The following is a 25,307-nucleotide window of genomic DNA, read 5'->3' on the forward strand; positions in this document are numbered from 1 at the left end:
GTCCAGGGAGAGTATTCGTGATCTCCGGTATTTCCAGCCCAGTCTTCAGTTTTCATCGCGCCTACCCGGCGGCGAAGGCTGATGCTGCGTCCGCCTCTGACGAGGCGAAGGCGGAAAGTCCGGAGAATGCTAAAGCGGCGGGAAAGTCCGGTGCGGCGGAGCTCTCTGAAGCCGAGCAGCGCCAGGTGGAGGAGCTGCGCCAGACGGACAAGCAGGTGCGGCAGCACGAGCAGATGCATGTGTCTGCCGGGGGCGATCTGGTGACTTCGGGGCCCAGCTACTCCTACACAACAGGCCCGGACGGGCAGCGCTATGCGGTGGCCGGGGAAGTGGGCATCGATACTTCCAAGGAAGACACTCCAGAAGACACCTTGTCCAAAGCCAGGCGTATCCGCAGCGCTGCCCTGGCGCCACCGGATCCTTCCGGTCAGGACCGGCAGGTGGCCGCCCTGGCCAGCCAGATGGAGATGCAGGCCCTGCAGGAAATCGCCCGCCAGCGCCAGTCTGCTGCCGCCGAGGAATCTGCCTCGGGTGGGGCGGCTGGCGAGGGGGCTGCTGCGGAGAAGGGGGATACCGGGGGGGCTGATGCTGCCGGAAGTCAGGCCTACCGGCAGATGATGGCGGGGAATTCCGGGCAGGCCAACGGGGTGTCGGCCTACGCCTGAGGGTTTGGGCGCTTTACTGGATATCCTTGTTGCGGCCCTTTTTGGTCTGTTTGTGGGGGCATTCGCTCTTGGTGCATTTGGCGTACAGGTAGAGCGCGTGTTCCTGAATCTCGAAGCCCCGTTCCTCGGCTACCTTCTTTTGCCGGCGTTCGATTTCGGCGTCGTAGAACTCCTCCACCTTGCCGCAGTCGGTGCACACCAGGTGGTCGTGGTGATGGCCTTCGTTGATCTCGAAAATGGCCTTGCCCGATTCGAAAAAATGGCGCTCCAGCAAACCGGCCTGTTCGAACTGGGTCAGTACCCGGTATACGGTGGCCAGGCCGATGTCCAGGCCCTCGGCGATCAGGAGGCGGTAAACATCTTCGGCACCCAGGTGGCGTACTTCGCTTTTTTCAAATAATTCAAGGATCTTCAGCCGGGGCAGGGTGGCCTTGAGGCCCATTTCCCGGAGATTGTGAGATTGAGGCATGAGTTTCCTTCCTGAGGGATTCGCGCCGCAGGGCGGGCGCCGTATTTCGGTTATGATATAACGCTTGATAAACCTTTCAAAATCCTCCGTTCGCCCTCCATGGCTCAAAAATCCATATTAATCGCAGGGTTAATGGCCCTTGCCCTGAGTGCCTGCTCCAATGTTCCGCGCATCGTCACCGAGTACCGGATCGACGTGCAGCAGGGCAATGTGCTGACCCAGGAAATGGTTTCCCAGCTGCGCCCGGGGCTGACCCGGGACCAGGTCCGCTTCATTCTCGGTACGCCGCTCCTGAGCGATGTATTCCATGGGGATCGTTGGGATTATGTCTTCCGCCTGCAGGATGGCAAGACCAATCAGGTCACGGCCCGTAATTTTTCCGTGTTTTTCGGGGCTGACGGGCTGTTGACGCGGGTGACCGGGGATGTGGAAGTGGGAACGGTGGCCGAGCTGACAGCGCCGGTGGCGCGTACCCAGGTGGTGGATCTGGGCAGCGTCGGCGCGGATGCCGCTCCGCTGCCGCCTCCCGAGGATGAGCGGGGGTTCTTTGGGCGCATGATGCAGACTATTGGATTGTGATCGAGATGAAGAAGACGCGTATTGGAATTGTCGGGGCCTCCGGCCGCATGGGGCGGATGCTGATCGAAGCCACCCTGAAGGATGAGGCGGCCCAGCTGGCGGCCGTTTTTGATCAGCCGGGCAGCCCGGCCCTGGGGCGGGACGCAGCGGAGCTTGCCGGCATGCCGGCCAGTGGTGTGCTGGTCAGTGCTGACCTGCCGGCCGGCCTCGCCGACTGTGACTGCCTGATCGACTTTACCCGTCCGGAAGGAACCCTGCGTCATCTGGAACTGTGCGAGCAGGCCGGGGTGGCCATGGTGATCGGGACCACCGGCATGGATGCGGCCGCGAAGGCGCGGATTGCCGAGGCGGCCCAGCGGATTCCCGTGGTGTTCGCACCCAACATGGCCGTGGGAGTGAACCTGGTGTTCAAGCTCCTGGACACGGCGGCGCGGATTCTGGCGGGGGGCTACGATGTGGAAATCGTCGAAGCTCACCATCGCATGAAGGTGGATGCGCCTTCCGGTACCGCCCTGCGCATGGGTGAGGTGGTGGCCCAGGCCCTGGGCCGGGATCTGTCCGAATGTGCCGTTTATGGCCGTGAAGGACATACCGGGGAACGGGACGGGCAGACCATCGGTTTTGCCACCGTGCGGGGTGGGGACATCGTGGGCGACCATACGGTGATGTTCTGCGGTCTGGGCGAGCGGGTGGAAATCTCCCACAAGGCCAGCAGCCGCATGCCCTATGCCCTGGGCAGCCTGCGGGCATCCCATTTCCTGGCGGGACGCAAGCCCGGCCTGTTCGACATGCAGGACGTACTGGGCCTGCGCTGATCCCGTCCATCCCTGCCTGGGAGGCGTCTCCAGATGAAGTCTCCGGCCCTGAACCGGCAGTTGCAGTCCATCTTCGGTGATGAAGGTGAGGCCAGGTTGTTCCAGGGTCTGGAGCGTCTGGAGGCCCGGGAGCCGGAGCTGGTCTCCGGACTGCGCCGCCTGATCCATGGGGCCGATGCGGCCTGTGCCCAGTATGCCTTCATCCAGCAGGCGCTGGCGGAGCTGGGGGGGGACGTGCTTTCCGAGTGGAACCTTCGTTCCGGGCGGATAGAGTCGGGGCGCCAGTGGAAAACCCTGCTCGGTTACCCTCTGGACGCCCTGGAAGACAGTGTGGCCGCCTGGCAGGGTTTGCTGCATGGGGATGATGTGGCGCTGGTGCGGGCCGCCATTGCGGCCCATGTGCGCGGTGAACGGAGCAGTCTGGACGTGGAATGCCGCATGCGCACCCGGGAGGGCGCGTGGTGCTGGCTCCAGGTGCGGGGCAAGATCAGCGCCAGGGATGAGCAGGGCAACGCCCTGCGCCTGCTGCTCCTGCATCGCAACATCACGGTGAGGCGGGCCACGGAAACCGCCCTGGTGGCCGCCAAGGAGGCGGCCGAGGCGGCGAACCGGGCCCGGGGCGCCTTTCTGGCCAACATGAGCCACGAAATCCGTACCCCTCTGAACGGGGTCATCGGCATGACCGAGCTGGCCCTGGATACGGATCTGGACAGCGAGCAGCGCCACTACCTGAAAACGGTCAAATCCTCGGCTGAATCCCTGTTGGCCCTGTTGAACGACATTCTCGACTTTTCCAAGATCGAGGCTGGCAAGCTCCAGTTCGAGACTATCTCCTTTTCCCCGGCCGCCGTGCTCCAGGAGGCTGCCCGTACCGTGGCCGTGAGTGCCCACCGGAAGGGTCTGGAACTGGTGGTGGGGGTGGGGCGGGATGTGCCGTCCCGGGTCGTTGGTGACCCGACCCGCCTGCGTCAGGTCTTTCTCAACCTGCTGGGCAATGGAATCAAATTTACCGAGCGGGGTGAGGTGGAGGCCCGGGTGGAGCTGGAGCGTCTCGCCGAAGCCTCCGTTGTCCTCCGTTGCAGCGTCCGGGATACGGGGATAGGCATTGCGCCGGAGCGTCAGGCCGAGGTATTCGAGGCCTTTTCCCAGGGCGACAGTTCCACGACCCGGCGCTTTGGCGGCACCGGCCTGGGGCTGGCCATCTGTGCCCGGCTGGTGCAGTTGATGGATGGGCGCATGGACCTGGAAAGTCAGGCGGGGCAGGGGAGCACCTTTACCTTCACGGCCCGCATGGGGCGGGAGGAAGCCGCTGTTCCGGCTGCCGGGCAGGGGCAGTCTTTTTCCGGCTTGCGGGCCTTGCTGCAGGAGCCCAACGACACGGCTGCCGGTGCCCTGGGGGATTGCCTGCAGGGGCTGGGGGTGGCGGTTTCCCGGGTGCGGGGGGCGGAGGAGGCTGCGCAGGCCCTGGTCCGGGCCCGGGAGCTGGATTATCCCTTCGCCTTTCTCTTTGCCCAGGGGGATGCGGGGCTGGTGCCGCAATGGCTGCAGCAGCGCCCCCCGGAAAAGCTGGTGCTGCTGCTCAAGCATGAGCAGGCCCGGGAGGGGCTGGATGCCCTGCAAGCGGCAGGGCTGGGGGCTTGTCTGCTCAAGCCCGTGGTGGCGGAGGATGTGCAGGAGGTCCTGTCCCTGTTGCAGGGAAGTTCTGGCTTTGATCTGGCGCCCATCGATCTGCAGACCCAGGTGCTGCAGGAGACGAAGCGTCTGGAGGTGCTGCTGGTGGAGGACAATCCGGTTAACCAGGAGCTGGCCCGGCGGCTCCTGGAGCGCCGGGGGCACCGGGTGACCCTGGCCAACCACGGAGGGGAAGCCCTGGAGCTATTCGAGCAGCAGCGCTTCGACGTCATTTTCATGGACATGCAGATGCCGGTGATGGGAGGGCTGGAGGCGACGGAGGCTATTCGTGCCAAGGAGCTCCGGCGCAGCTGGGTGGTATCCGGCGATTACCACCAGGTGCCCATTGTCGCCATGACCGCGAATGCCATGGCCGGGGACCAGGCCCGTTGTCTGGAAGCCGGGATGAACGATTACCTCACCAAACCCCTGCGTCTGGACGAGCTGGACCGGGTCCTGGAAGGTTTGCAGGACTGCGGCGGAGCGGGGTTCCCGGAACCGGGCGGCGGCAATGGCGCCGTGCTGGATCTGGAAGCGGCTGAGCAGGATCTGGGCGACCGGGAACTGTTGCGCCAGATGGGGCGCATGCTGCTGGAGGAGTGGCCGACCCATCTGGCCGGACTGAATGATGCCCTGCAGGGGCGTAAGGGGCGGGATCTCTGCCGGCACGCCCATACCCTGAAGAGTCTGGTGGCCATTTTTCATGGGGACCGGGCCCGCCGGGCGGCGCAGGCGCTGGAGCAGACTTGTCAGAACGAGGCAGCGGTGGACTGGTCCGAGGCCTTGCGTCTGAGCCAGGAACTGCAGCTGGCCCTGGAGGAGATGAAGCCCGAACTGGAGCGCTTTTCCGGCGCTTCCTGATCGTGGTTTACCCGTATTTTGCAGTGCAAAATTTGCCCCGAAATGGTGCCTCGGGTAGAATGAAAAGGTTTAAATTCGCGCCTGCAGGCGGTCTCCTTCGGGGGGGTCGCATCAATTCAGGGCGCGCTCCATCATAATAATTCCAGGAGTTTTTCGTGTCGCTGCTGCCAAACTATCCGCCAGCCCTGCTCGTCCTTGCCGATGGAACCGTATTCCGGGGGATCGCCATTGGGGCCACGGGGGTCACCAGTGGCGAAGTGGTGTTCAATACCGCCATCACCGGGTACCAGGAAATCCTCACCGATCCTTCCTACTCCCGTCAGATTGTCACCCTGACCTATCCGCACATCGGTAACGTGGGCTGCAATCCCGAGGATTTCGAATCCGCCGCCAACTACGCCGCCGGCCTGGTGATCCGCGACCTGCCCCTGCAGGTTTCCAGCTGGCGCGCCACCGAGAGTCTGCCCGACTACCTGAAGCAGCATGGGGTCGTGGCCATCGCCGGCATCGATACCCGTAAATTGACCCGCATCCTGCGCGACAAGGGCGCCCAGGCCGGCGCCATCATCGCCGGTGAGGCTGATGAAGCCAAGGCCCTGGCCGCTGCCCGCGCCTTCCCCGGCCTGGCCGGCATGGACCTGGCCAAGGTGGTGAGCGCCAAGGAAACCTTCACCTGGGAACAGGCTGAATGGGACCTGGAAAAGGGTTATGAATCCGCCACCGATTCCCGCTTCCACGTGGTGGCCTACGACTTCGGCGTCAAATACAACATTCTGCGCATGCTTGCCGCCCGCGGCTGCAAGCTGACCGTGGTGCCTGCCGAGACCCCGGCCGCCGAGGTGCTGGCCCTGAAGCCGGACGGCGTGTTCCTTTCCAACGGCCCCGGCGACCCGGAGCCCTGCAGCTATGCCATCGAAGCCATCCGTGAGTTCCTGTCCAAGGGCGTGCCGGTGTTCGGTATCTGCCTGGGGCACCAGCTGCTGGCCCTGGCCTCCGGCGCCAAGACTTTGAAGATGAAGTTCGGCCATCACGGTGCCAACCACCCGGTCAAGGATCTGGATTCCGGCCAGGTGCTGATCACCAGCCAGAACCACGGCTTCGCCGTCGATCCCGACAGCCTGCCCGCCAACCTGCGGGCCACCCACGTGTCCCTGTTTGATGGTTCCCTGCAAGGCATCGCCCGCACCGACGTGCCGGCCTTCTCCTTCCAGGGACACCCGGAAGCGAGCCCCGGCCCCCATGACGTGGCCTACCTGTTCGACCGCTTCCTGGACATCATGACCCGGGGTGTGGCAGCGCTGCAAAAGCCCTGACCGGCTGTTGCTGCAGCTCTCAAAAGAATTGAAGACAAAGGCGAAACATGCCCAAGCGTACAGACATTAAAAGCATTCTGATCATCGGCGCCGGTCCCATCGTGATCGGTCAGGCCTGCGAGTTCGACTACTCCGGCGCCCAGGCCTGCAAGGCCCTGCGCGAAGAGGGGTACAAGGTGATCCTGGTGAATTCCAACCCGGCCACCATCATGACCGACCCGGAAACCGCCGACGTCACCTACATCGAGCCCATCACCTGGCAGGTGGTGGCCAAGATCATCGAGAAGGAACGCCCCGACGCCCTGCTGCCCACCATGGGCGGCCAGACCGCGCTCAACTGTGCCCTGGACCTCGACCGGGAAGGGGTGCTGGCCCAGTTCGGCGTCGAGTTGATCGGCGCTTCCAAGGAAGCCATCGACAAGGCCGAAGACCGCCAGAAGTTCAAGGACGCCATGACCAAGATCGGTCTCGGCTCCGCCAAGTCGGCCACCGCCCACAGCATGGAAGAGGCCTACCAGGTCCAGGCCATGATCGGCTTCCCGACCATCATCCGTCCGTCCTTCACCCTGGGCGGCACTGGCGGCGGCATCGCCTACAACATGGAAGAGTTCGAGACCATCTGCAAGCGCGGTCTGGAAGCCTCGCCCACCAACGAGCTGCTGATCGAAGAGTCCCTGCTGGGCTGGAAGGAATACGAGATGGAAGTGGTCCGCGACAAGGCGGACAACTGCATCATCATCTGTTCCATCGAGAACCTGGACCCCATGGGCGTGCATACCGGCGACTCCATCACCGTCGCCCCGGCCCAGACCCTGACGGACAAGGAATACCAGCTGCTGCGTAACGCCTCCATCGCCGTGCTGCGCGAGATCGGCGTCGATACCGGCGGCTCCAACGTGCAGTTCTCCATCAATCCCAAGGATGGCCGCTGCATCGTCATCGAAATGAACCCCCGGGTGTCCCGTTCCTCGGCCCTGGCTTCCAAGGCCACCGGCTTCCCCATCGCCAAGGTGGCGGCGAAGCTGGCCGTGGGTTACACCCTGGACGAACTGGCCAACGAGATCACCGGCGGCAAGACCCCGGCCTCTTTTGAGCCCTCCATCGACTACGTGGTCACCAAGGTGCCCCGTTTCGCCTTCGAAAAGTTCCCCCAGGCCGACTCCACCCTGACCACCCAGATGAAGTCCGTGGGCGAGGTGATGGCCATCGGCCGCACCTTCCAGGAATCCCTGCAGAAGGCCCTGCGCGGTCTCGAAGTGGGGGTGGACGGCTTCAACCTGAAGTCCGTGGATCCCGAGACCATCGACGAGCAGCTGGCCCGTCCCTCCCCCGAGCGCCTCTGGTACGTGGCCGACGCCTTCGGGATCGGCATGTCCCAGGAGAAGGTGTTCGAACTGACCAAGATCGACCCCTGGTTCCTGGCCCAGATCAAGGAAATCGTCGATCTGGAACTGGAACTGGAAAAGCGCAGCTTTGCCGAGTTGTCCGCCGAGCAGGTGCGTTACCTGAAGAGGAAGGGTTTCTCCGACCGGCGCCTGGCCTACCTGACCAAGACCACCGAATCCGAAGTCCGCAAGCAGCGCCACGCCCTGGGCGTGCGCCCGGTGTACAAGCGGGTGGATACCTGCGCTGCTGAATTTGCCAGCAACACCGCCTACATGTACTCCACCTACGAGGACGAGTGCGAGGCGGCCCCCACGGACAAGAAGAAGATCATGGTCCTGGGCGGTGGTCCGAACCGCATCGGCCAGGGCATCGAGTTCGACTATTGCTGCGTCCATGCGGCCATGGCCATGCGCGAAGACGGCTACGAGACCATCATGGTCAACTGCAACCCGGAGACCGTGTCCACCGACTACGACACCTCCGACCGTCTCTATTTCGAGCCGCTGACCCTGGAAGACGTGCTGGAAATCGTCGCCGTGGAAAAGCCCGTGGGCGTGATCGTCCAGTACGGCGGTCAGACCCCGCTCAAGCTGGCCCTGGACCTGGAGGCCAACGGCGTGCCCATCATCGGCACCACGCCGGAATCCATCGACATCGCCGAAGACCGGGAGCGCTTCCAGAAGCTGCTGCACGAGCTGGGCTTGAAGCAGCCTCCCAACCGCACCGCCCGCACCGAGGAAGAGGCCCTGCGCCTCGCCCAGGAAATCGGCTACCCCCTGGTAGTGCGTCCCTCCTACGTGCTGGGCGGCCGTGCCATGGAAATCGTCCATGAGCAGAAGGATCTGGAGCGCTACATGCGCGAGGCCGTCAAGGTCTCCAATGATTCCCCTGTGCTGCTCGACCGCTTCCTCAACGATGCCTGCGAAGTGGACGTGGACGCCCTCTCCGACGGCGAGGAAGTGATCATCGGCGGCGTCATGGAACACATCGAACAGGCTGGCGTACACTCCGGCGATTCCGCCTGCTCCCTGCCGCCTTACTCGCTCTCCAAGGACATCACCGACGAGCTGCGCCGCCAGACCAAGCTGATGGCCAAGGCCCTCAACGTCTGCGGCCTGATGAACGTCCAGTTCGCCATCAAGGACGACGTGGTGTACGTGCTGGAAGTCAATCCCCGTGCCTCCCGCACCGTGCCCTTCGTTTCCAAGGCCACCGGTCTCCAACTGGCCAAGATCGCGGCCCGCTGCATGGCCGGCAAGAGCCTGAAATCCCAGGGCGTGACCGCCGAGGTGGTGCCCCCTTACTTCTCCGTCAAGGAGGCCGTGTTCCCCTTCGTCAAGTTCCCCGGCGTCGATACCATCCTGGGGCCCGAGATGAAGTCCACCGGCGAGGTGATGGGCGTGGGCCGCAACTTCGCCGAAGCCTTCGTCAAGTCCCAGCTGGCGGCCGGCGTCAAGTTGCCGTCCAGCGGCAAGGTATTCCTCTCGGTCAAGGAGGGCGACAAGCCCAAGGCCGTGGAGATCGCCCGCCACCTGGCCAATGCCGGTTTCAGCGTCATTGCCACCCGCGGGACTGCTGCGGCCATTGACGCGGCCGGCATTCCCGTGCAGGCGGTGAACAAGGTGACCGAGGGCCGTCCCCACATCGTGGACATGATCAAGAACAACGAGATTGCCCTGATCATCAACACGGTGGACGAGAAGCGCCAGGCCATCAACGACTCCCGCTCGATCCGGACTTCCGGTCTGCAGGCCCGGGTGACCATGTACACCACCATCTGGGGAGCCGAGGCGGCTGCCGAGGGCATCACCTCCGGGGGCGATCTGGTGGTCTACCCGATTCAGGCCCTGCATAGCGAACTGCAGTAATCCTTAGTTCAAAACCGCCGGGGTGGCTCCTGCCGGAGCGCCGGCGGTTTTCCTTTAGGTAGTTTCCCTTTAGGTAGAGAAGAATATGAGCAAAGTACCGCTGACCGTTGCCGGCGCAGAAAAACTGCGCGAGGAACTGCATAGACTCAAGACCGTGGATCGGCCCAATGTGATTGCCGCCATTGCCGAGGCCCGTTCCCATGGGGACCTGTCCGAAAACGCCGAATACGATGCGGCCAAGGAGCGCCAGGGCTTCATTGAAGGGCGTATCCAGGAAGTGGAGGGCAAGCTCTCCAACGCCCAGATCATCGATCCCAAGCTGCTGGATGCCGATGGCCGCTGCGTGTTCGGCGCCACCGTGGAGATGGAAGATCAGGACTCCGGCGATGTGGTGACCTACCAGATCGTCGGGGAGGACGAGGCCGACATCAAGCTGGGCAAGATTTATGTGGGCTCGCCCATGGCTCGGGCCCTGATCGGCAAGTATGCCGGGGATGTGGCGCAGGTCCAGGCCCCTGGCGGTATCCGCGAATTCGAGATCATCGACATCCGCTATGAATGAATCCCGGCGGCCCCTGGTGGGGGCCGCTTCGGGGCTGTATCACTGGTAGCTGCGCTTGCTGCGCCGCACCGGGCGGGGCGCAGGACGGGCGGACCTTCTGGGGGCCTGCTCCTGTTCTCCCTCGGGGCGGGGACGCCAGACCACCAGGAGCTTGCCGATGTGCTGGACCGGGGCGGCCTCCAGGGTGTCGCAGATGGTCTGCAGGAAAGTTTCCCGGGCTTCCCGGTCGTCACCATAGACCCGGATCTTGATCAGTTCGTGGGCTTTGAGGCAGGCGTCGATTTCCTTCAGGACGGACTCGGTGAGCCCCTGCTGGGCGATGGCCACGACAGGATTGAGGCCATGGGCCTGGGCCCGCAACTGGCGGCGCTGTTCGGATGAGAGCTGCAGCATTGAATAACCTTTTCTAAAACAGGCATTTTAGCGGATGGCCAGAACGAGAACCAGCAAAGCGTGGATGCAGGAGCACGTGAACGACCCCTATGTGCAACAGGCCAAGAAAGAGGGCTGGCGTTCCCGGGCGGCCTTCAAGCTCATGGAGATCGACGACAAGGACAAACTCATCCATCCCGGCGACGTGGTGGTGGACCTGGGGGCCGCTCCCGGCGGCTGGTCTCAGGTTGCGGCCCGCCGTGTCGGCGACCGGGGCCGGGTGCTGGCCCTGGATGTCCTGGAGATGCAGGGCATAGGCGGGGTGGATTTCATCCAGGGGGATTTCCGCGAGGACGAGGTGCTGCAGCGCTTCGAGGCCCTGCTGGGGGAGCGGCAGCCCCGGCTGGTGATGTCCGACATGGCCCCCAACATGTCCGGCGTCTCCCTGGTGGACCAGGCCCGGGGCATGTACCTGGCGGAACTGGCCCTGGAATTCGCCAAGGCCCACCTCCGGCCCGACGGTGCTTTTCTGGTGAAGGTGTTTCAGGGAACCGATTACGATAACTTTGTCAAAAGCATGAGGGACAGCTTTGCCAGCGTGGCCACGCGCAAACCCAAGGCTTCCCGGGACCGCAGCGCGGAGCTCTACCTGCTGGGCAGAAACTTGCGCTCTTGAGGTTTCCCATTAGAATCCCAATCTCGCGGTATACGCCTTTGGCGTCGGAAGGAGAAAAAGCTTGAACAACACGTTCAAAAATCTGGCGGTCTGGCTCGTCATCGGCCTGGTGCTGATGACCGTCTTCAACCAGTTCAACGCACGCCAGGTGAGCAGCAATGCCATCGACTATTCCCAGTTTATCGAAGAGGTTCGCGATGGCCGCATCTCCAAGGTGGTGATGGAGGGGCGCACCCTCAAGGCCACCACCAACGACGGCAAGCGCATCACGTCCTATGCTCCCCCTGACCTGTGGCTGGTCTCCGACCTGCTCAAGTACGGGGTCAAGATCGAGGCCAAGCCCGATGAAGAGCCCTCCATGCTGATGAGCATCTTCGTCAGCTGGTTCCCCATGTTGCTGCTGATCGGTGTCTGGGTGTTCTTCATGCGCCAGATGCAGGGGGGCGGCCGGGGCGGCGCATTCTCCTTCGGCAAGTCCCGGGCCAAGATGATGGACGAAAACCAGAACCCGGTGACCTTCGCCGACGTGGCCGGTTGTGATGAGGCCAAGGAAGAGGTGCAGGAGCTGGTGGACTTCCTCAAGGACCCCACCAAGTTCCAGAAGCTGGGCGGCCGCATTCCCAAGGGGGTGCTGATGGTGGGCAATCCCGGTACCGGCAAGACCCTGCTGGCCAAGGCCATCGCTGGGGAAGCCCGGGTGCCTTTCTTCAGCATCTCCGGTTCCGATTTCGTGGAAATGTTCGTGGGCGTGGGCGCGGCCCGGGTGCGCGACATGTTCGAGAACGCCAAGAAGCAGGCCCCCTGCATCATCTTCATCGATGAAATCGACGCCGTGGGCCGCCACCGTGGCGCCGGCCTGGGGGGCGGCAACGACGAGCGGGAACAGACCCTGAACCAGCTGTTGGTGGAAATGGATGGCTTCGAAGGCCATTCGGGCATCATCGTCATTGCCGCTACCAACCGTCCTGACATCCTGGATCCGGCCCTGCTGCGTCCTGGCCGCTTCGACCGCCAGGTGGTGGTGCCCCTGCCCGATATCCGGGGTCGGGAGCAGATCCTGCTCGTGCACATGCGCAAGATTCCCATGGCCGGCGATGTCAAGGCCGACATCATCGCCCGGGGTACCCCCGGCTTCTCCGGTGCCGATCTGGCCAACCTGGTCAATGAAGCGGCGCTGTTCGCTGCCCGGGGTAACAAGCGGCTGGTGGACATGGAGGACTTCGAGCGGGCCAAGGACAAGATCATGATGGGGGCCGAGCGCCGTTCCATGGTCATGACCGAGGAAGAGAAGATGAATACCGCCTACCACGAGTCCGGTCATGCGGTGGTGGCCAAGCTGGTGCCCAAGTCTGACCCGGTGCACAAGGTCACCATCATTCCCCGCGGCCGGGCCCTGGGGCTGACCATGCAACTGCCGGAGCAGGACCGCTACGCCTATGACAAGGAGTACCTGATGAGCCGTATCGCCGTGCTGTTCGGCGGACGGATCGCCGAAGAGCTGTTCATGAACCAGATGACCACCGGGGCTTCCAACGATTTCGAGCGGGCTACCGCCATGGCCCGGGACATGGTCACCCGCTACGGCATGTCCGAGCTGGGGGTGATGGTTTACGGCGAAAACGATGGGGAGGTCTTCCTGGGCCGCTCCGTCACCCAGCACAAGAATGTTTCCGAAGCCACCATGCAGAAGGTGGATATGGAAATCCGCCGCATCATCGACCAACAGTACGCCCTGGCCCGCCAGCTCCTGGAGGACAACCGGGACAAGGTGGAAGCCATGACCAAGGCCCTGCTGGAGTGGGAAACCATCGATGCGGAGCAGATCGACGACATCATGGAAGGCAAGCCTCCCCGTCCTCCCAAGCCCAGTCAGGGGCTCTCCCGTCCGCCCAGCAACAAGGACACCCCGGACGCGGCCCCGAGTGCCCCGGCCACGGCCTGAGTCTCATCCCTCCCAGCAACGCCGGAAGCCCGCCTGCTTCCGGCGTTTTTACTTCCTGAATCCATGCCGACCCTTCATTGCGGAAAATACCGACTGCCCCTGGACCGACCCCTGGTCATGGGCATCGTCAACCTGACCCCCGACTCCTTCTCCGGCGACGGTCTGGCCGGGCAGACCCGGGCAGCCCTGGAACACGCCCGGGCCCAGTGGCAGGCCGGGGCGGACATGCTCGACCTGGGGGCGGAATCCACCCGCCCGGGCGCCCAGCCTACCTCCCTGGACGAGGAACTGGAGCGGCTGCTGCCGGTCCTGGAGGGCATGAAGGACTGGGGGGTGCCGGTTTCCATCGACACCTACAAGCCACCGGTGATGGCAGCGGCCCTGGCCGCCGGCGCCAGCATGATCAACGACATCAACGGGCTGCGCAGCCCGGGCGCCCTAGAGGCCGTCGCCGCCAGCGATTGCGGCATCTGCCTGATGCACATGCAGGGTGAACCGCTGCACATGCAGCAGGCTCCGGTTTATGGTGATGTGGTGGCCGAGGTTGAAAGTTTCCTTGCCCAGCGGCTGGCGGTCTGTGAACAAGCCGGCATTGCCCGGGACCGCCTGGTACTTGATCCAGGTTTCGGCTTCGGCAAGACGCAGGAACACAATCTGCGTCTGTTTGCCCACCTGCCGCGCCTGGCGGTGGCGGATCTGCCTCTGCTGGTGGGCGTATCCCGCAAGAGCATGCTGGGCGCGATCACCGGCCGGCCCGTGGCGGAGCGGCTGGCCGCCAGCCTGGGGGCCGCGGTGGTGGCGGCAGCCAAGGGGGCCCGCATCATCCGCGTACACGACGTGGCCGCCACCCGGGACGCCCTGGCGGTCTGGTCGGCCATCACACAACAGGAATAATGACCATGAGCAGAAAGTATTTTGGCACCGACGGGGTGCGGGGCAGGGTAGGGGAGTTTCCCATCACCCCGGAATTCGCCATGAAGCTGGGCTATGCGGCCGGGAAAGTGCTGGTGGCCCAGGACGGCCTGCCCCAGGGAGAGCGGCCGGCGGTGTTGATCGGCAAGGACACCCGGGTTTCCGGCTACCTGCTGGAAGCCGCCCTGGAGGCCGGATTTTCCGCCGCGGGGGTGGATGTCTGTCTGGTGGGGCCGCTGCCTACCCCGGGGGTGGCCTACCTGACCCGGGCTCTGCGGCTCCAGGCCGGGGTGGTGATTTCCGCTTCCCACAATCCCTATGACGATAATGGCATCAAGTTCTTCTCGGCCAGCGGCAGCAAGCTGCCCGACGGGGTGGAGCAGGCCATCGAGGCCGGTATTGACGGCCCCATGGGTTGTGTCGAGTCGGCCCGGCTGGGGCGGGCCCGGCGCATCAGCGACGCCCGGGGGCGCTACATCGAGTTCTGCAAGAGCACCTTTCCCAATGAGCTCAACCTGCGGGGGCTGAAGTTGGTGGTGGATTGCGCCCATGGGGCCGCCTACCACGTGGCGCCGGATGTATTCCATGAGTTGGGGGCTGAGGTCCGGACCATAGGTGCCGAACCCAACGGTCTGAACATCAATGCCGGAGTGGGCGCCACTGCCCCGGCTGCCCTGCGCCAGGCGGTGCAGGACCAGGGGGCCGACCTGGGCATTGCCCTGGATGGGGATGGCGACCGCCTGATGATGGTGGGGCCGGATGGGGCCTTGTACGACGGGGACCAGCTGCTGCACGCCATCGTGGCGGCCCGGGTTGCCCAGGGGCAGACGGTGCCGGGGGTGGTGGGCACCCTGATGAGCAACCTGGCCCTGGAGCATGCCATGGAGCGCCTGGGCATTCCCTTCGAGCGGGCTGCCGTGGGCGACCGTTATGTGGTGGAGCGCCTGCTGGAACGGGGCTGGCAGCTGGGAGGGGAGAATTCTGGGCATCTCCTTTGTCTGGACAAGCACAGCACCGGGGACGGCATCATTGCCGCCCTGCAGGTGCTGGCCGCCATCCGCCAGCAGGGGCAGGGAGCTGCCGAGCTGCTGGGGGCTTTGCAGCTTTACCCGCAGGTGCTGATCAATGTGCCCATCGTCAAGGGCTTTGCCTGGCAGGGGCATCCGGCCATCGAAGCGGCCCGGAGTAGTGTGGAACAGGCTCTGGCAGGTCGGGGGCGGGTGTTGCTGCGGGCTTCGGGCACCGAGCCCCTGCTGCGGGTCATGGTGGAAGGGGGGGACGGTGTGCTGGTGCGGCAGCAGGCTGAGTTCCTGGCTGCTGCGGTAGCGGGGGCCCTGCAGGGCTGAGGCCGGGGCCCCGGGAAGGAATTCTGCGGGGCCATAACGGTTTTGTAACAAACGTGTAACACGCCCACCCTAGACTTTCGTCTGTCTGCTGCGTCGCAGCGATATTTTTGACCAAAAGTTCAGGAGATAGACGATGCAAGTTACCCGCCTGTTTGCCGCCATGAGCCTCGCCCTGGCCGGCGTTGCTGTTTCCGGCGCCGCTGCCGCCCAAACCTACGTGAAGATCGACGGCTCTTCCACCGTCTTCCCTGTGACCGAAGCCGTGGCCGAGGACTTCCAGAAGTCCAAGAAGGGTGCCGTGCGCGTCACCGTCGGCATCTCCGGCACTGGCGGCGGCTTCAAGAAGTTCTGCCGCGGCGAAACCGACATCTCCAACGCTTCCCGCCCCATTGCCAAGAAGGAAATGGACGCCTGCAAGGAAGCCGGCATCGAGTACATCGAACTGCCCGTGGCCTACGATGCCCTGACCGTGGTCATCAACCCCAAGAACGATTTCGTCAAGCAACTCTCCGTGGCTGAACTGAAGGCCATGTGGGAACCCGCTGCCCAAGGCAAGGTGACGAGCTGGAAGCAGATCAACCCCGCTTTCCCTGACAAGCCCCTGAAGCTGTTCGGGCCCGGTGCCGACTCCGGTACCTTCGACTATTTCACCGAGGCCGTGACCGGCAAGTCCAAGTCCAGCCGGGGTGACTTCACCGCCTCCGAGGACGACAACGTGCTGGTTCAGGGGGTATCCCGCGATATCAATGCCCTGGGCTTCTTCGGTTTTGCCTATTACGAGGAAAACCACGGCAAGCTGAAGGCCGTGCCCATCGTCAATGAAAAGGGCCAGGCCGTGCTGCCCTCCAACGACAACGTGATCAATGGCTCCTACAGCCCCCTGGCCCGTCCCATCTTCGTGTATGTGAATGCCAAGGCTGCCGAGCGTCCCGAAATCAAGGAGTTCGTCGAGTACTACATGACCCATGGCTCCAAGCTCGCCAAGGAAGTCAAGTACGTGCCTCTGCCCGCCAAGGCTTATTCCCACAACATGGAGCAGTTCAAGGCCATGAAGAAGGGCACCAAGTTTGGCGGCGAAAACAAGGTGGGTCTGACCATCGAAGAGCTTATGAAGCTCGAAGCCAAGTAATATCCTTCAGGCCACTCCGGGGGGTTTCCCCGGGGTGGCTGTTTCCGCTTGTTGCATCAACCAACGGAAAGCATTCATGACTTCAGTTGTTATCGATTCCCAGGGAGTAGCGGAGATGTCCGTGCCAAGTGATCGGCTCAAGAAAGATCGCACCCGTCACATGAAGGAGCAGGTCATCGAGGCCATCCTGTTCCTGGCGGCCTTCGTGTCCGTGTTCACCACGGTGGCGATTGTCTACATCCTCGTGAGCGAGTCCCTGGTCTTCTTCGAGCACGTGCCGCTCAAGGATTTTCTGTTCGATACCCAATGGACGCCCCTGTTCGATGATGCCCACTACGGCATCATGGTGCTCCTCTCCGGGACCATCACCAGTTCCCTGGTGGCGTTGCTGGTGGCCATTCCTCTGGGTACCGTGATCGCCATCTACCTGTCCGAGTTCGCCACCTTCAAGGTGCGCGAGATCGCCAAGCCTTTTCTGGAGTTGCTGGGCGGGGTGCCCACCATCGTCTATGGCTATTTCGCCCTGATGTTCCTGACCCCCATCCTGCAGGCCATCTATCCGGATCTGCCGGGCTTCAACCTGCTCTCCGCCGGCCTGATCATGGGGGTGATGATCATCCCTTACGTGGCTTCCCTGTCCGAGGATGCCATGCGGGCCGTGCCCATGTCCCTGCGCGAAGGCTCTTACGCCATGGGCGCCACCCGCCTGCAGACCGCCATCCGGGTGGTGATGCCGGCGGCGACCTCGGGTATTGCTTCCGCCTACATCCTCGGGGTGTCCCGGGCGGTGGGGGAGACCATGATCCTGGCCGTGGCGGCCGGCATGCAGCCCAACCTGACCTTCAACCCCGCCGAGCCGGGGGCCACCATCACCTCCTTCATCGTGCAGGTGGCCCTGGGGGATCTGCCCCATGGCAGCATCGGTTACCAGACCATCTTCGCTGCGGGTCTGACCCTGATGCTCCTGACCCTGGCTTTCAACCTGCTCGGCTACTACATGCGCAAGAAATACCGCGAGGTGTATTGATGAACCAACAAGAACTGCAATCCCTGCGGGATCTGATCGGCAAGCACAAACGCTATGACTGGCTGTTCGGGATCCTGGGCATCCTTTCCCTGATGGTGGGGATCCTGACCTTCCTGGCCCTGTTTGTGGACATGGCCATCGAGGGGCTGGGGCGTATCGATGCCGAATTCCTCTCCTCCTTCCCCTCGCGCCGGGCTTCCGAGGCGGGCATCCTCTCTGCCTGGGTCGGCTCCCTGCTGGTGATGTTCGTCACCGCCGTGGCCGCCGTGCCCCTGGGGGTGGCTGCCGGGGTGTATCTGGAAGAATATGCCCCCAAGAACTGGATCACCGACATCATCGAGATCAACGTGACCAACCTGGCAGGCGTGCCCTCCATCATCTACGGTCTGCTGGCTCTGGGGCTGTTCGTCTACACCTTCGGCCTGGGGCAGAGCATCATCACCGCCGGGCTGACCCTGGCGCTCCTGATCCTGCCGGTAGTGATCGTGGCCACCCGCGAATCCATTCGCGCCATTCCCCAGATGGTCCGGGAGGGAGCTTACGGTTGCGGTGCCACCACCTGGCAGGTGGTGCGGGACCACATCGTGCCTTATTCCAGTGCCGGGATCATGACCGGGGTCATCATCGGGATGGCCCGGGCCATTGGCGAGACGGCCCCCATCATCACCATCGGGGCGCTGACCTTCATTGCCTTCCTGCCCAACGCGCCCTTCACGGGGGAGCCCCCGGCCGGCCCCTTTGACTGGCTGTTCTCTCCCTTTACCGTGATGCCAATCCAGATGTTCAACTGGACCTCCCGGCCGGAAGCCGCCTTCCTGGAAAATGCGGCTGCGGCGGGTTTCATCCTGGTATTCATGACCCTGCTGATGAACGGCGCCGCCATCTGGCTGCGCTACCGGATGCGCAAGAGCATCAAGTGGTAAGAACTCAATACGATTGGTGAATTCCATGAGCGAAATGCAAGCACAACACCCCATCCTCAAGGCCGAGGCCAAGGAACTGAACTTCTACTACGGCAACTTCCATGCCCTCAAGGGCATCAACATGCCTGTGTATGAGAACAAGGTCACGGCCCTGATCGGGCCTTCCGGTTGCGGCAAATCCACTTTCCTGCGCTGCTTCAACCGCATGCACGACCTGTATCCCGGTAACCGCTACGAGGGTGGTGGCATCGAGTTCCACCCGGATCGCACCAACCTGCTTTCCCCCAAGGTGGATCCCATCGAGGTGCGCATGCGCATTTCCATGGTGTTCCAGAAGCCTAACCCTTTTCCCAAGTCCATCTATGAGAACGTGGCCTATGGTCTCCGGGTCCGGGGGGAGCGTTCCAAGTCGGTGCTCGACGACAAGGTGGAATCCGCCCTTCGCGGTGCTGCCCTGTGGGATGAGGTCAAGGACCGTCTCGGAGAGCTGGGGGCCAATCTTTCCGGCGGTCAGCAGCAGCGCCTGTGCATCGCCCGGGCCCTGGCCACCGATCCTGAACTCCTGTTGTTCGACGAGCCTACCTCGGCCCTGGACCCCATCGCCACGGCCAGTATCGAGGAGCTGGTTACCGAGCTGAAGAACAAGGTGACCATCCTGATCGTGACCCACAACATGCAGCAGGCGGCCCGGGTTTCCGACTACACCGCTTACATGTATATCGGCGAGCTGGTGGAGTTCGGGGTGACTGACGAGATTTTCATCAAGCCCCAGAAGAAGCAGACCGAGGACTATATTACCGGACGTTTTGGTTGAAATTCAAAGGCTTGTGTTGTTTTTGCAAAGGGCTTGGCGTGCTGCCGAGCCCTTTCCTTTCTTGACCGTGGCTTAGCCCGGTCTATATAATCCGGCGTCTTGGTCCGTGGGTAAACTGAATGCGCCGCCAGCCGTTTGTAGCCGGTAACTGGAAGATGAATGGCAGTTGCGTCACCAATCAGAAGCTGGTGGCTGAACTCCTGGAGTCCCTCGGTGACTCGTCAGCAGCGGCGTTTGCGGTTTGTGTTCCTCATCCCTACCTGGATCAGGTTTCCCGTCTGCTGGCGGGCTCCTGTCTGGCCCTGGGGGCTCAGGATGTGAGTCCTCATGAATCCGGGGCTTACACCGGCGAAGTTGCTGCCTCCATGCTGCTGGATTTTGCCTGCCGTTATGTGATCGTTGGGCATTCGGAGCGGCGCAGCATGCACGCTGAATCCGATGCTCTGGTGGCCCGGAAGTTCGGGGCGGCCCGGGCTGCCGGCCTGGTTCCTCTGCTTTGTCTGGGGGAGACTCTGGCGGAGCGGCAGGCTGGCGATACCTTGCCGGTCCTGTTCCGGCAGTTGCAGGCAGTGCTGGATGCCCATGGTGTTGCTGCTCTGGCAGATGCGGTACTGGCTTACGAGCCGGTCTGGGCCATAGGTACTGGCCTGACGGCTGCCCCCGAGCAGGCTCAGGCGGTGCATCAGGCCTTGCGGCAGTATGTGGCGGAACGTGATCCCGGGGTGGCTGCGGGCTTGCGGATCGTTTATGGTGGTAGCGTCAAGGCTGGAAATGCGGCGCAGTTGTTCGCCCAGCCGGATATCGATGGTGGTCTCATCGGTGGCGCTTCCTTGGATGCAAAAGAGTTCCTGGCCATCTGCCAGGCGGCGAATATTTGAAGAATTCCATGAATTGGCTATTTTCCCTGGTTTTGACGGTTCATATCCTGGTGGCGATTGCCATCATCGGCCTGGTGCTCGTGCAGCACGGCAAAGGCGCGGACATGGGTGCGGCATTTGGTAGCGGTGCCTCCGGCAGCCTTTTTGGCTCCTCCGGTTCTGCAAACTTTCTGAGTCGCAGCACGGGGGTTTTGGCGACGGTTTTCTTCATTACCAGCCTGGTTTTGGCCTATGTGGCCTCCAGTGCTCCAAAAACCTCTGGAAGTGTGATGCAGGAAGCTGTACAATCCGCCCCGGTTACGCAGCCTGCTGTTGCGCCTGAAGCTCAAGGCGCCGCTGTCCCGGCAGGTTCGAAAGAAAAGGATATTCCCAGGTAATCTGGTTGGGGTTTCAGGCTCCATCGGGATTTCCGGCCGACGTGGTGAAATTGGTAGACACGCTATCTTGAGGGGGTAGTGGCGCAAGCCGTGCGAGTTCGAGTCTCGCCGTCGGCACCATAACAATAATAGGGGCAGCTTTTTAGCTGCCTGTTTTTTGACTAACGAGTGTGGCCGAATCATGCTGGAAAATTATTTTCCGATTCTGATGTTCATTCTCGTGGGTCTGGCAATTGGAGTCTTGCCGGTACTCATGGGTTGGCTTCTCGCTCCGAGTCGTCCCGATTCGGAAAAACTCTCCCCCTATGAGTGTGGCTTCGAGGCATTCGAAGATGCGCGCATGAAGTTCGATGTGCGCTACTACCTCATTGCCATCATCTTCATCCTCTTCGATCTCGAAATTGCCTTCCTCTTTCCCTGGGCCACGGTCTTCAAGGACATCGTTGCCAGCGAGCCCATGAGGTTCTTCGGTTTCATCGAAGTTGCGATTTTCCTCACCATCATCCTGGTGGGTGATGCCTACGCCTGGGCCAAGGGCGCCCTGGATTGGGAGTGATTCATGTCGATTGAAGGTGTTCTGCAGGAAGGCTTTGTCACCACCACGGCCGACAAGCTGATCAATTTTGTGCGCACGGGCTCCATGTGGCCCATGACCTTCGGTCTGGCCTGTTGTGCGGTGGAAATGATCCATGCCGGTTGTTCCCGTTACGATCTGGACCGTTTTGGCGTGGTGTTCCGTCCCTCGCCGCGCCAGTCGGATGTGATGATCGTGGCAGGTACCCTGACCAACAAGATGGGGCCTGCGCTGCGCAAGGTCTACGATCAGATGGCCGAGCCCCGCTGGGTGATCTCCATGGGCTCCTGTGCCAATGGTGGTGGCTACTATCATTATTCCTATTCGGTGGTGCGCGGTTGCGACCGGATTGTGCCTGTGGATATCTACGTGCCCGGCTGTCCTCCGACGGCAGAGGCCCTGATCTACGGCATCATCCAGTTGCAGAACAAGATCCGTCGCACCAGTACCATCGCCCGCTAATTTCCTCAGGTCATCCTTATGTCCGCCAAGCTGGAAAGACTTAGCCAACACCTGGAGAAGCATCTGGGTGATCGTCTCAAGCGCCTCACTCTTGCCCTGGGCGAGGTGAGCATCGAAGTGGCTGCTGCCGATTACGCCGGGGTGATGCTCACCCTGCGCGACGAGCCCGAGCTGGGCTTCGAAGAGCTCATCGACCTCTGTGGGGTGGATTACTCCGCCTACGGGGAGAGCTGGCAAGGGCGCCGCTTTGCCGCCGTGTCCCATCTGCTGTCCATCGCCAATAACTGGCGGCTGCGGGTGCGTGTCTTTGCCGAGGACGATGGTTTTCCGGTGGTCGCTTCCGTGACCCCCATCTGGAGTTCCGCCAATTGGTTCGAGCGTGAAGCTTTCGACCTGTTCGGCATCGTCTTTGATGGTCATGAAGACCTGCGCCGGATCCTCACCGACTATGGTTTTGTCGGTCATCCCTTCCGCAAGGATTTCCCCATCTCCGGTCATGTGGAGATGCGTTACGACCCGGACGAGGGGCGTGTCATTTACCAGCCCGTGACCATCGAGCCGCGGGAAAATACGCCGCGTATCCGGCGTGAAGATACCTATGGGGATGTGGCCCATGGCTGATATTCGCAATTTCACCCTGAACTTTGGTCCCCAGCACCCGGCGGCCCACGGCGTGCTGCGCCTGGTGCTGGAGCTGGACGGCGAGGTGGTGGAGCGGGCTGACCCGCACATCGGCCTGCTGCACCGGGCCACCGAAAAGCTGGCGGAAACCCGTACCTGGGTCCAGTCCGTGCCTTACATGGATCGCCTCGACTACGTGTCCATGATGTGCAACGAGCATGCCTACTGCATGGCAGTGGAGAAGATGCTGGGTATCCAGGTGCCGGAACGGGGCCTGTACATCCGCACCATGTTCGACGAGGTGACCCGGATCCTCAATCACCTGCTCTGGATCGGTTGTCACGCCCTGGACGTGGGGGCCATGACCATGGCCCTGTACACCTTCCGGGAGCGGGAAGACCTGATGGACGCCTACGAGGCTGTCTCCGGCGCCCGTATGCATGCGGCCTACTATCGCCCGGGTGGCGTGTATCGGGATCTGCCCGACCGCATGCCTCAGTACGAAGTCTCCAAGTGGAAGAACGCTGCCACGGTCAAGGCTTTCAACGAAAACCGCCAGGGTTCCCTGCTGGATTTCCTGGAAGACTTCACCAACCGCTTCCCCAAATACCACAGCGAGTATCACACCTTGCTGACCGACAACCGGATCTGGAAGCAGCGTCTGGTGAACATCGGGGTGGTGACGCCGGAGCGGGCCAAGCAGCTGGGCTTCACCGGCGCCATGCTGCGCGGTTCGGGTATCGAGTGGGACCTGCGCAAGAAGCAGCCCTATGCCGCCTACGACAAGGTGGATTTCGATGTGCCGGTGGGGGTCAATGGCGACTCCTACGACCGTTATCTGGTGCGCATGGAAGAAATGCTCCAGTCCAACAGCATCATCAAGCAATGTATCGACTGGCTGCGCAAGAACCCCGGCCCGGTCATCACCGACAACCACAAGGTGGCGCCGCCCTCCCGTGAAGCCATGAAGAGCAACATGGAAGAGCTGATCCACCACTTCAAGTTGTTCACCGAGGGGATACACGTGCCGCCGGGCGAAGCCTATGCCGCCGTGGAACACCCGAAGGGCGAGTTCGGCATCTACTTCATCTCCGACGGGGCCAACAAGCCCTACCGGATGAAGATCCGGGCTCCGGGCTTTGCCCACCTGGCTGCCATGGACGAAATGTCCCGCGGCCACATGATTGCCGACGTCGTTACGATCATCGGTTCCCAGGACATCGTTTTTGGCGAGATCGACCGCTAATGTTTACCGCTGAAACGCTCCAGAAGTTCGACCGCGAGGTCGCCAAGTATCCGGCCGACCAGAAGCAGTCTGCCGTCATGGCCTGCCTGGCCCTGGCTCAGGAAGAAAAGGGCTGGCTGCCCGCCGAGGCCATCGAGGCCGTGGCCCACTACCTGGGCATGCCGCCCATGGCGGCCATGGAAGTGGCGACCTTCTACAACATGTACGACCTGAAGCCGGTCGGCAAGTACAAGCTCACGGTGTGCACCAATCTGCCCTGCGCCCTGTCCGGCGGCTACCACGCGGCGGAATACCTGAAGCAGAAGCTGGGCATCGAGATGGGCGAAACCACTCCCGATGGCCGCTTCACCCTCAGGGAAGGGGAGTGCATGGGGGCTTGTGGCGATGCACCGGTGATGCTGGTCAACAACCGCAGCATGTGCTCCTTCATGCTCCCCGAGCAGATCGACAAGCTGCTGGAGGAACTCAAGTAATGGCTATCCTCGGCGCAATCAATCCGGTCCTGATGGCCGGTCTCGACGGTGACAACAGCTGGCAGCTGAAGGATTACGTGGCCCGCGGTGGTTACGAAATGCTGAAGAAGATCCTGGCGGAGAACATCCCCCAGGAGCAGGTGATCGCCGAAGTCAAGGCATCCGTCCTGCGCGGCCGCGGCGGTGCGGGCTTCCCCACCGGTCTGAAGTGGAGCTTCATGCCCCGCTCCTTCCCGGGCGACAAGTACGTGGTGTGCAACACCGACGAGGGCGAACCGGGCACCTTCAAGGACCGGGACCTGATCCGTTACAACCCCCACGCGGTGATCGAAGGCATGGCCATCGCCGCCTACGCCATGGGGGCCACCCGGGGCTACAACTACATCCACGGCGAAGTCTGGGAGATGTACAAGCGCTTTGAAGCCGCTCTGGACGAAGCCCGGGCTGCTGGTTTCATCGGTCAGAACATTCTGGGTTCCGGTTTCAGTTTCGAACTGTTCGCCCACCATGGTTATGGCGCTTACATCTGCGGCGAGGAAACCGCCCTGCTGGAATCCATCGAAGGCAAGAAGGGGCAGCCCCGTTTCAAGCCGCCGTTCCCGGCCTCCTTCGGCCTGTATGGCAAGCCCACCACCATCAATAACACGGAAACCTTCGCTTCCATTCCCTTCATCCTGAAGATGGGGGGCGAAAGCTTCCTCAATCTGGGCAAGCCCAACAACGGCGGCACCAAGCTGTTCTCGGTCTCCGGTCACGTGAACCGCCCCGGCAACTACGAAATCCCCATGGGTACCCCGTTCTCCGAGCTGCTGCAGATGTGCGGCGGGATGCGCGGCGGTCGCAAGCTCAAGGCGGTGATTCCCGGTGGTTCCTCTTCTCCCGTGCTGCCTGGCGACGTGATGATGGACTGCACCATGGATTACGACTCCATCAGCAAGGCTGGCTCCATGCTGGGTTCCGGCGCCGTGATCGTGATGGATGAGAGCACCTGCATGGTGAAGTCCCTGGAGCGCCTTTCCTTCTTCTATTACGAGGAATCCTGCGGTCAGTGCACCCCCTGCCGGGAAGGTACCAACTGGCTGTACAAGGTGGTGCACCGCATCGAGAACGGCCTGGGCCGTCCCGATGACCTGGACCTGCTGTCCAGCGTCACCACCAACATCATGGGGCGCACCATCTGCGCCCTGGGTGATGCGGCCTCCATGCCCGTGCAGAGCTTCATCAAGCACTTCCGGGACGAGTTTGCCCATCACATCGAACACAAGACCTGCCTGGTGCCGAAGGACGTGCAGTGGGCGGGGAGCGGCTTCCACAAGGTGGCCAGTTAAATTCGCCAACTCCGGTGG

Annotated in this window: 25 protein-coding genes and 1 tRNA gene; 24 read left to right on the plus strand and 2 right to left on the minus strand. The window is 62.6% G+C overall.

The window, feature by feature from the left end; genetic code table 11:
* The first annotated feature begins 17 nt into the window (after nt 1–17).
* Nucleotides 18–665, plus strand: coding sequence for a putative metalloprotease CJM1_0395 family protein (locus tag G474_RS19370; protein ID WP_084513543.1), 648 nt, complete (start codon nt 18–20; stop codon nt 663–665).
* 13 nt (nt 666–678) lie between these two features.
* Here G474_RS19370 and fur read toward each other — a convergent pair whose 3' ends face one another.
* Complete coding sequence (gene fur / locus G474_RS0103465) at nt 679–1,134, minus strand: ferric iron uptake transcriptional regulator (RefSeq protein WP_026685761.1); 456 nt, start codon at nt 1,132–1,134, stop codon at nt 679–681.
* A 132-nt stretch (nt 1,135–1,266) separates the two neighbouring features.
* Here fur and G474_RS0103470 point away from each other — a divergent pair, with 132 nt between their 5' ends.
* From G474_RS0103470 to greA, 6 genes are all read left to right on the plus strand, one after another.
* Complete coding sequence (locus G474_RS0103470; protein ID WP_156919135.1) at nt 1,267–1,713, plus strand: outer membrane protein assembly factor BamE; 447 nt, start codon at nt 1,267–1,269, stop codon at nt 1,711–1,713.
* A gap of 5 nt (nt 1,714–1,718) precedes the next feature.
* Nucleotides 1,719–2,528: a 4-hydroxy-tetrahydrodipicolinate reductase gene (gene dapB, locus G474_RS0103475; protein WP_026685763.1), complete on the plus strand. Its 810-nt coding sequence runs from the start codon at nt 1,719–1,721 to the stop codon at nt 2,526–2,528.
* A gap of 33 nt (nt 2,529–2,561) precedes the next feature.
* On the plus strand, nt 2,562–5,060 hold the full coding sequence (locus G474_RS19375; protein WP_051281779.1) for a PAS domain-containing hybrid sensor histidine kinase/response regulator: 2,499 nt from the start codon (nt 2,562–2,564) through the stop codon (nt 5,058–5,060).
* A gap of 155 nt (nt 5,061–5,215) precedes the next feature.
* Complete coding sequence (gene carA / locus G474_RS0103485) at nt 5,216–6,373, plus strand: glutamine-hydrolyzing carbamoyl-phosphate synthase small subunit (RefSeq protein ID WP_425386867.1); 1,158 nt, start codon at nt 5,216–5,218, stop codon at nt 6,371–6,373.
* Between the two features lie 47 nt (nt 6,374–6,420).
* Complete coding sequence (gene carB / locus G474_RS0103490; protein ID WP_026685765.1) at nt 6,421–9,627, plus strand: carbamoyl-phosphate synthase large subunit; 3,207 nt, start codon at nt 6,421–6,423, stop codon at nt 9,625–9,627.
* A gap of 85 nt (nt 9,628–9,712) precedes the next feature.
* Complete coding sequence (gene greA, locus G474_RS0103495) at nt 9,713–10,189, plus strand: transcription elongation factor GreA (protein ID WP_026685766.1); 477 nt, start codon at nt 9,713–9,715, stop codon at nt 10,187–10,189.
* Between the two features lie 39 nt (nt 10,190–10,228).
* On the opposite strand, the gene G474_RS0103500 is transcribed toward greA, so the two are convergent.
* Nucleotides 10,229–10,582, minus strand: a complete 354-nt coding sequence (locus G474_RS0103500; protein WP_026685767.1) for a YhbY family RNA-binding protein — start codon at nt 10,580–10,582, stop codon at nt 10,229–10,231.
* Nucleotides 10,583–10,616: 34 nt separating this feature from the next.
* Here G474_RS0103500 and rlmE point away from each other — a divergent pair, with 34 nt between their 5' ends.
* The 17 genes from rlmE to nuoF all read left to right on the plus strand — a co-directional run bounded on the left by rlmE (nt 10,617) and on the right by nuoF (nt 25,289).
* The gene (rlmE, locus tag G474_RS0103505; RefSeq protein WP_026685768.1) at nt 10,617–11,237 is read left to right on the plus strand and encodes a 23S rRNA (uridine(2552)-2'-O)-methyltransferase RlmE; all 621 of its coding nucleotides are present in this window, start codon (nt 10,617–10,619) and stop codon (nt 11,235–11,237) included.
* Between the two features lie 61 nt (nt 11,238–11,298).
* A complete protein-coding gene (ftsH, locus tag G474_RS0103510) occupies nt 11,299–13,179 on the plus strand; it encodes an ATP-dependent zinc metalloprotease FtsH (RefSeq protein ID WP_026685769.1) in 1,881 nt (626 codons plus the stop codon).
* Nucleotides 13,180–13,242: 63 nt separating this feature from the next.
* Nucleotides 13,243–14,073, plus strand: coding sequence for a dihydropteroate synthase (gene folP, locus G474_RS0103515; RefSeq protein ID WP_026685770.1), 831 nt, complete (start codon nt 13,243–13,245; stop codon nt 14,071–14,073).
* 5 nt (nt 14,074–14,078) lie between these two features.
* On the plus strand, nt 14,079–15,437 hold the full coding sequence (gene glmM, locus G474_RS0103520) for a phosphoglucosamine mutase (protein ID WP_026685771.1): 1,359 nt from the start codon (nt 14,079–14,081) through the stop codon (nt 15,435–15,437).
* A 133-nt stretch (nt 15,438–15,570) separates the two neighbouring features.
* Nucleotides 15,571–16,566: a PstS family phosphate ABC transporter substrate-binding protein gene (locus G474_RS0103525; RefSeq protein WP_026685772.1), complete on the plus strand. Its 996-nt coding sequence runs from the start codon at nt 15,571–15,573 to the stop codon at nt 16,564–16,566.
* Between the two features lie 76 nt (nt 16,567–16,642).
* Complete coding sequence (gene pstC / locus G474_RS0103530; protein ID WP_026685773.1) at nt 16,643–17,593, plus strand: phosphate ABC transporter permease subunit PstC; 951 nt, start codon at nt 16,643–16,645, stop codon at nt 17,591–17,593.
* Nucleotides 17,593–18,516, plus strand: a complete 924-nt coding sequence (pstA, locus tag G474_RS0103535; protein WP_026685774.1) for a phosphate ABC transporter permease PstA — start codon at nt 17,593–17,595, stop codon at nt 18,514–18,516. The genes pstC and pstA overlap by 1 nt, the downstream gene beginning before the upstream one ends.
* 25 nt (nt 18,517–18,541) lie before the next feature.
* Nucleotides 18,542–19,330, plus strand: a complete 789-nt coding sequence (gene pstB, locus G474_RS0103540; RefSeq protein ID WP_169729487.1) for a phosphate ABC transporter ATP-binding protein PstB — start codon at nt 18,542–18,544, stop codon at nt 19,328–19,330.
* A gap of 119 nt (nt 19,331–19,449) precedes the next feature.
* The gene (gene tpiA, locus G474_RS0103545; protein WP_026685776.1) at nt 19,450–20,208 is read left to right on the plus strand and encodes a triose-phosphate isomerase; all 759 of its coding nucleotides are present in this window, start codon (nt 19,450–19,452) and stop codon (nt 20,206–20,208) included.
* 8 nt (nt 20,209–20,216) lie between these two features.
* The gene (gene secG / locus G474_RS0103550) at nt 20,217–20,585 is read left to right on the plus strand and encodes a preprotein translocase subunit SecG (protein WP_026685777.1); all 369 of its coding nucleotides are present in this window, start codon (nt 20,217–20,219) and stop codon (nt 20,583–20,585) included.
* A 35-nt stretch (nt 20,586–20,620) separates the two neighbouring features.
* Nucleotides 20,621–20,705 (plus strand) — tRNA-Leu (locus G474_RS0103555).
* Between the two features lie 61 nt (nt 20,706–20,766).
* Nucleotides 20,767–21,141 carry an NADH-quinone oxidoreductase subunit A gene (ndhC, locus tag G474_RS0103560; protein ID WP_026685778.1) on the plus strand — a complete coding sequence of 125 codons (375 nt, stop codon included), beginning with the start codon at nt 20,767–20,769 and terminating at the stop codon, nt 21,139–21,141.
* A gap of 3 nt (nt 21,142–21,144) precedes the next feature.
* Nucleotides 21,145–21,621 carry a NuoB/complex I 20 kDa subunit family protein gene (locus G474_RS0103565; protein ID WP_026685779.1) on the plus strand — a complete coding sequence of 159 codons (477 nt, stop codon included), beginning with the start codon at nt 21,145–21,147 and terminating at the stop codon, nt 21,619–21,621.
* Nucleotides 21,622–21,639: 18 nt separating this feature from the next.
* Nucleotides 21,640–22,242 (plus strand): NADH-quinone oxidoreductase subunit C, encoded by a 603-nt coding sequence (locus tag G474_RS0103570; RefSeq protein WP_026685780.1) that lies wholly within the window; start codon nt 21,640–21,642, stop codon nt 22,240–22,242.
* Nucleotides 22,235–23,488: an NADH-quinone oxidoreductase subunit D gene (locus G474_RS0103575; RefSeq protein WP_026685781.1), complete on the plus strand. Its 1,254-nt coding sequence runs from the start codon at nt 22,235–22,237 to the stop codon at nt 23,486–23,488. The genes G474_RS0103570 and G474_RS0103575 overlap by 8 nt, the downstream gene beginning before the upstream one ends.
* Entirely contained in the window at nt 23,488–23,961 is a 474-nt protein-coding gene (gene nuoE / locus G474_RS0103580) for an NADH-quinone oxidoreductase subunit NuoE (RefSeq protein WP_026685782.1), read from the plus strand. Before G474_RS0103575 ends, nuoE begins: the two co-directional genes overlap by 1 nt.
* A complete protein-coding gene (nuoF, locus tag G474_RS0103585) occupies nt 23,961–25,289 on the plus strand; it encodes an NADH-quinone oxidoreductase subunit NuoF (RefSeq protein ID WP_026685783.1) in 1,329 nt (442 codons plus the stop codon). Before nuoE ends, nuoF begins: the two co-directional genes overlap by 1 nt.
* Nucleotides 25,290–25,307 lie beyond the last annotated feature (18 nt).

This window comes from Azovibrio restrictus DSM 23866, assembly GCF_000429665.1.
In the GTDB taxonomy this organism is placed as follows: domain Bacteria; phylum Pseudomonadota; class Gammaproteobacteria; order Burkholderiales; family Rhodocyclaceae; genus Azovibrio; species Azovibrio restrictus.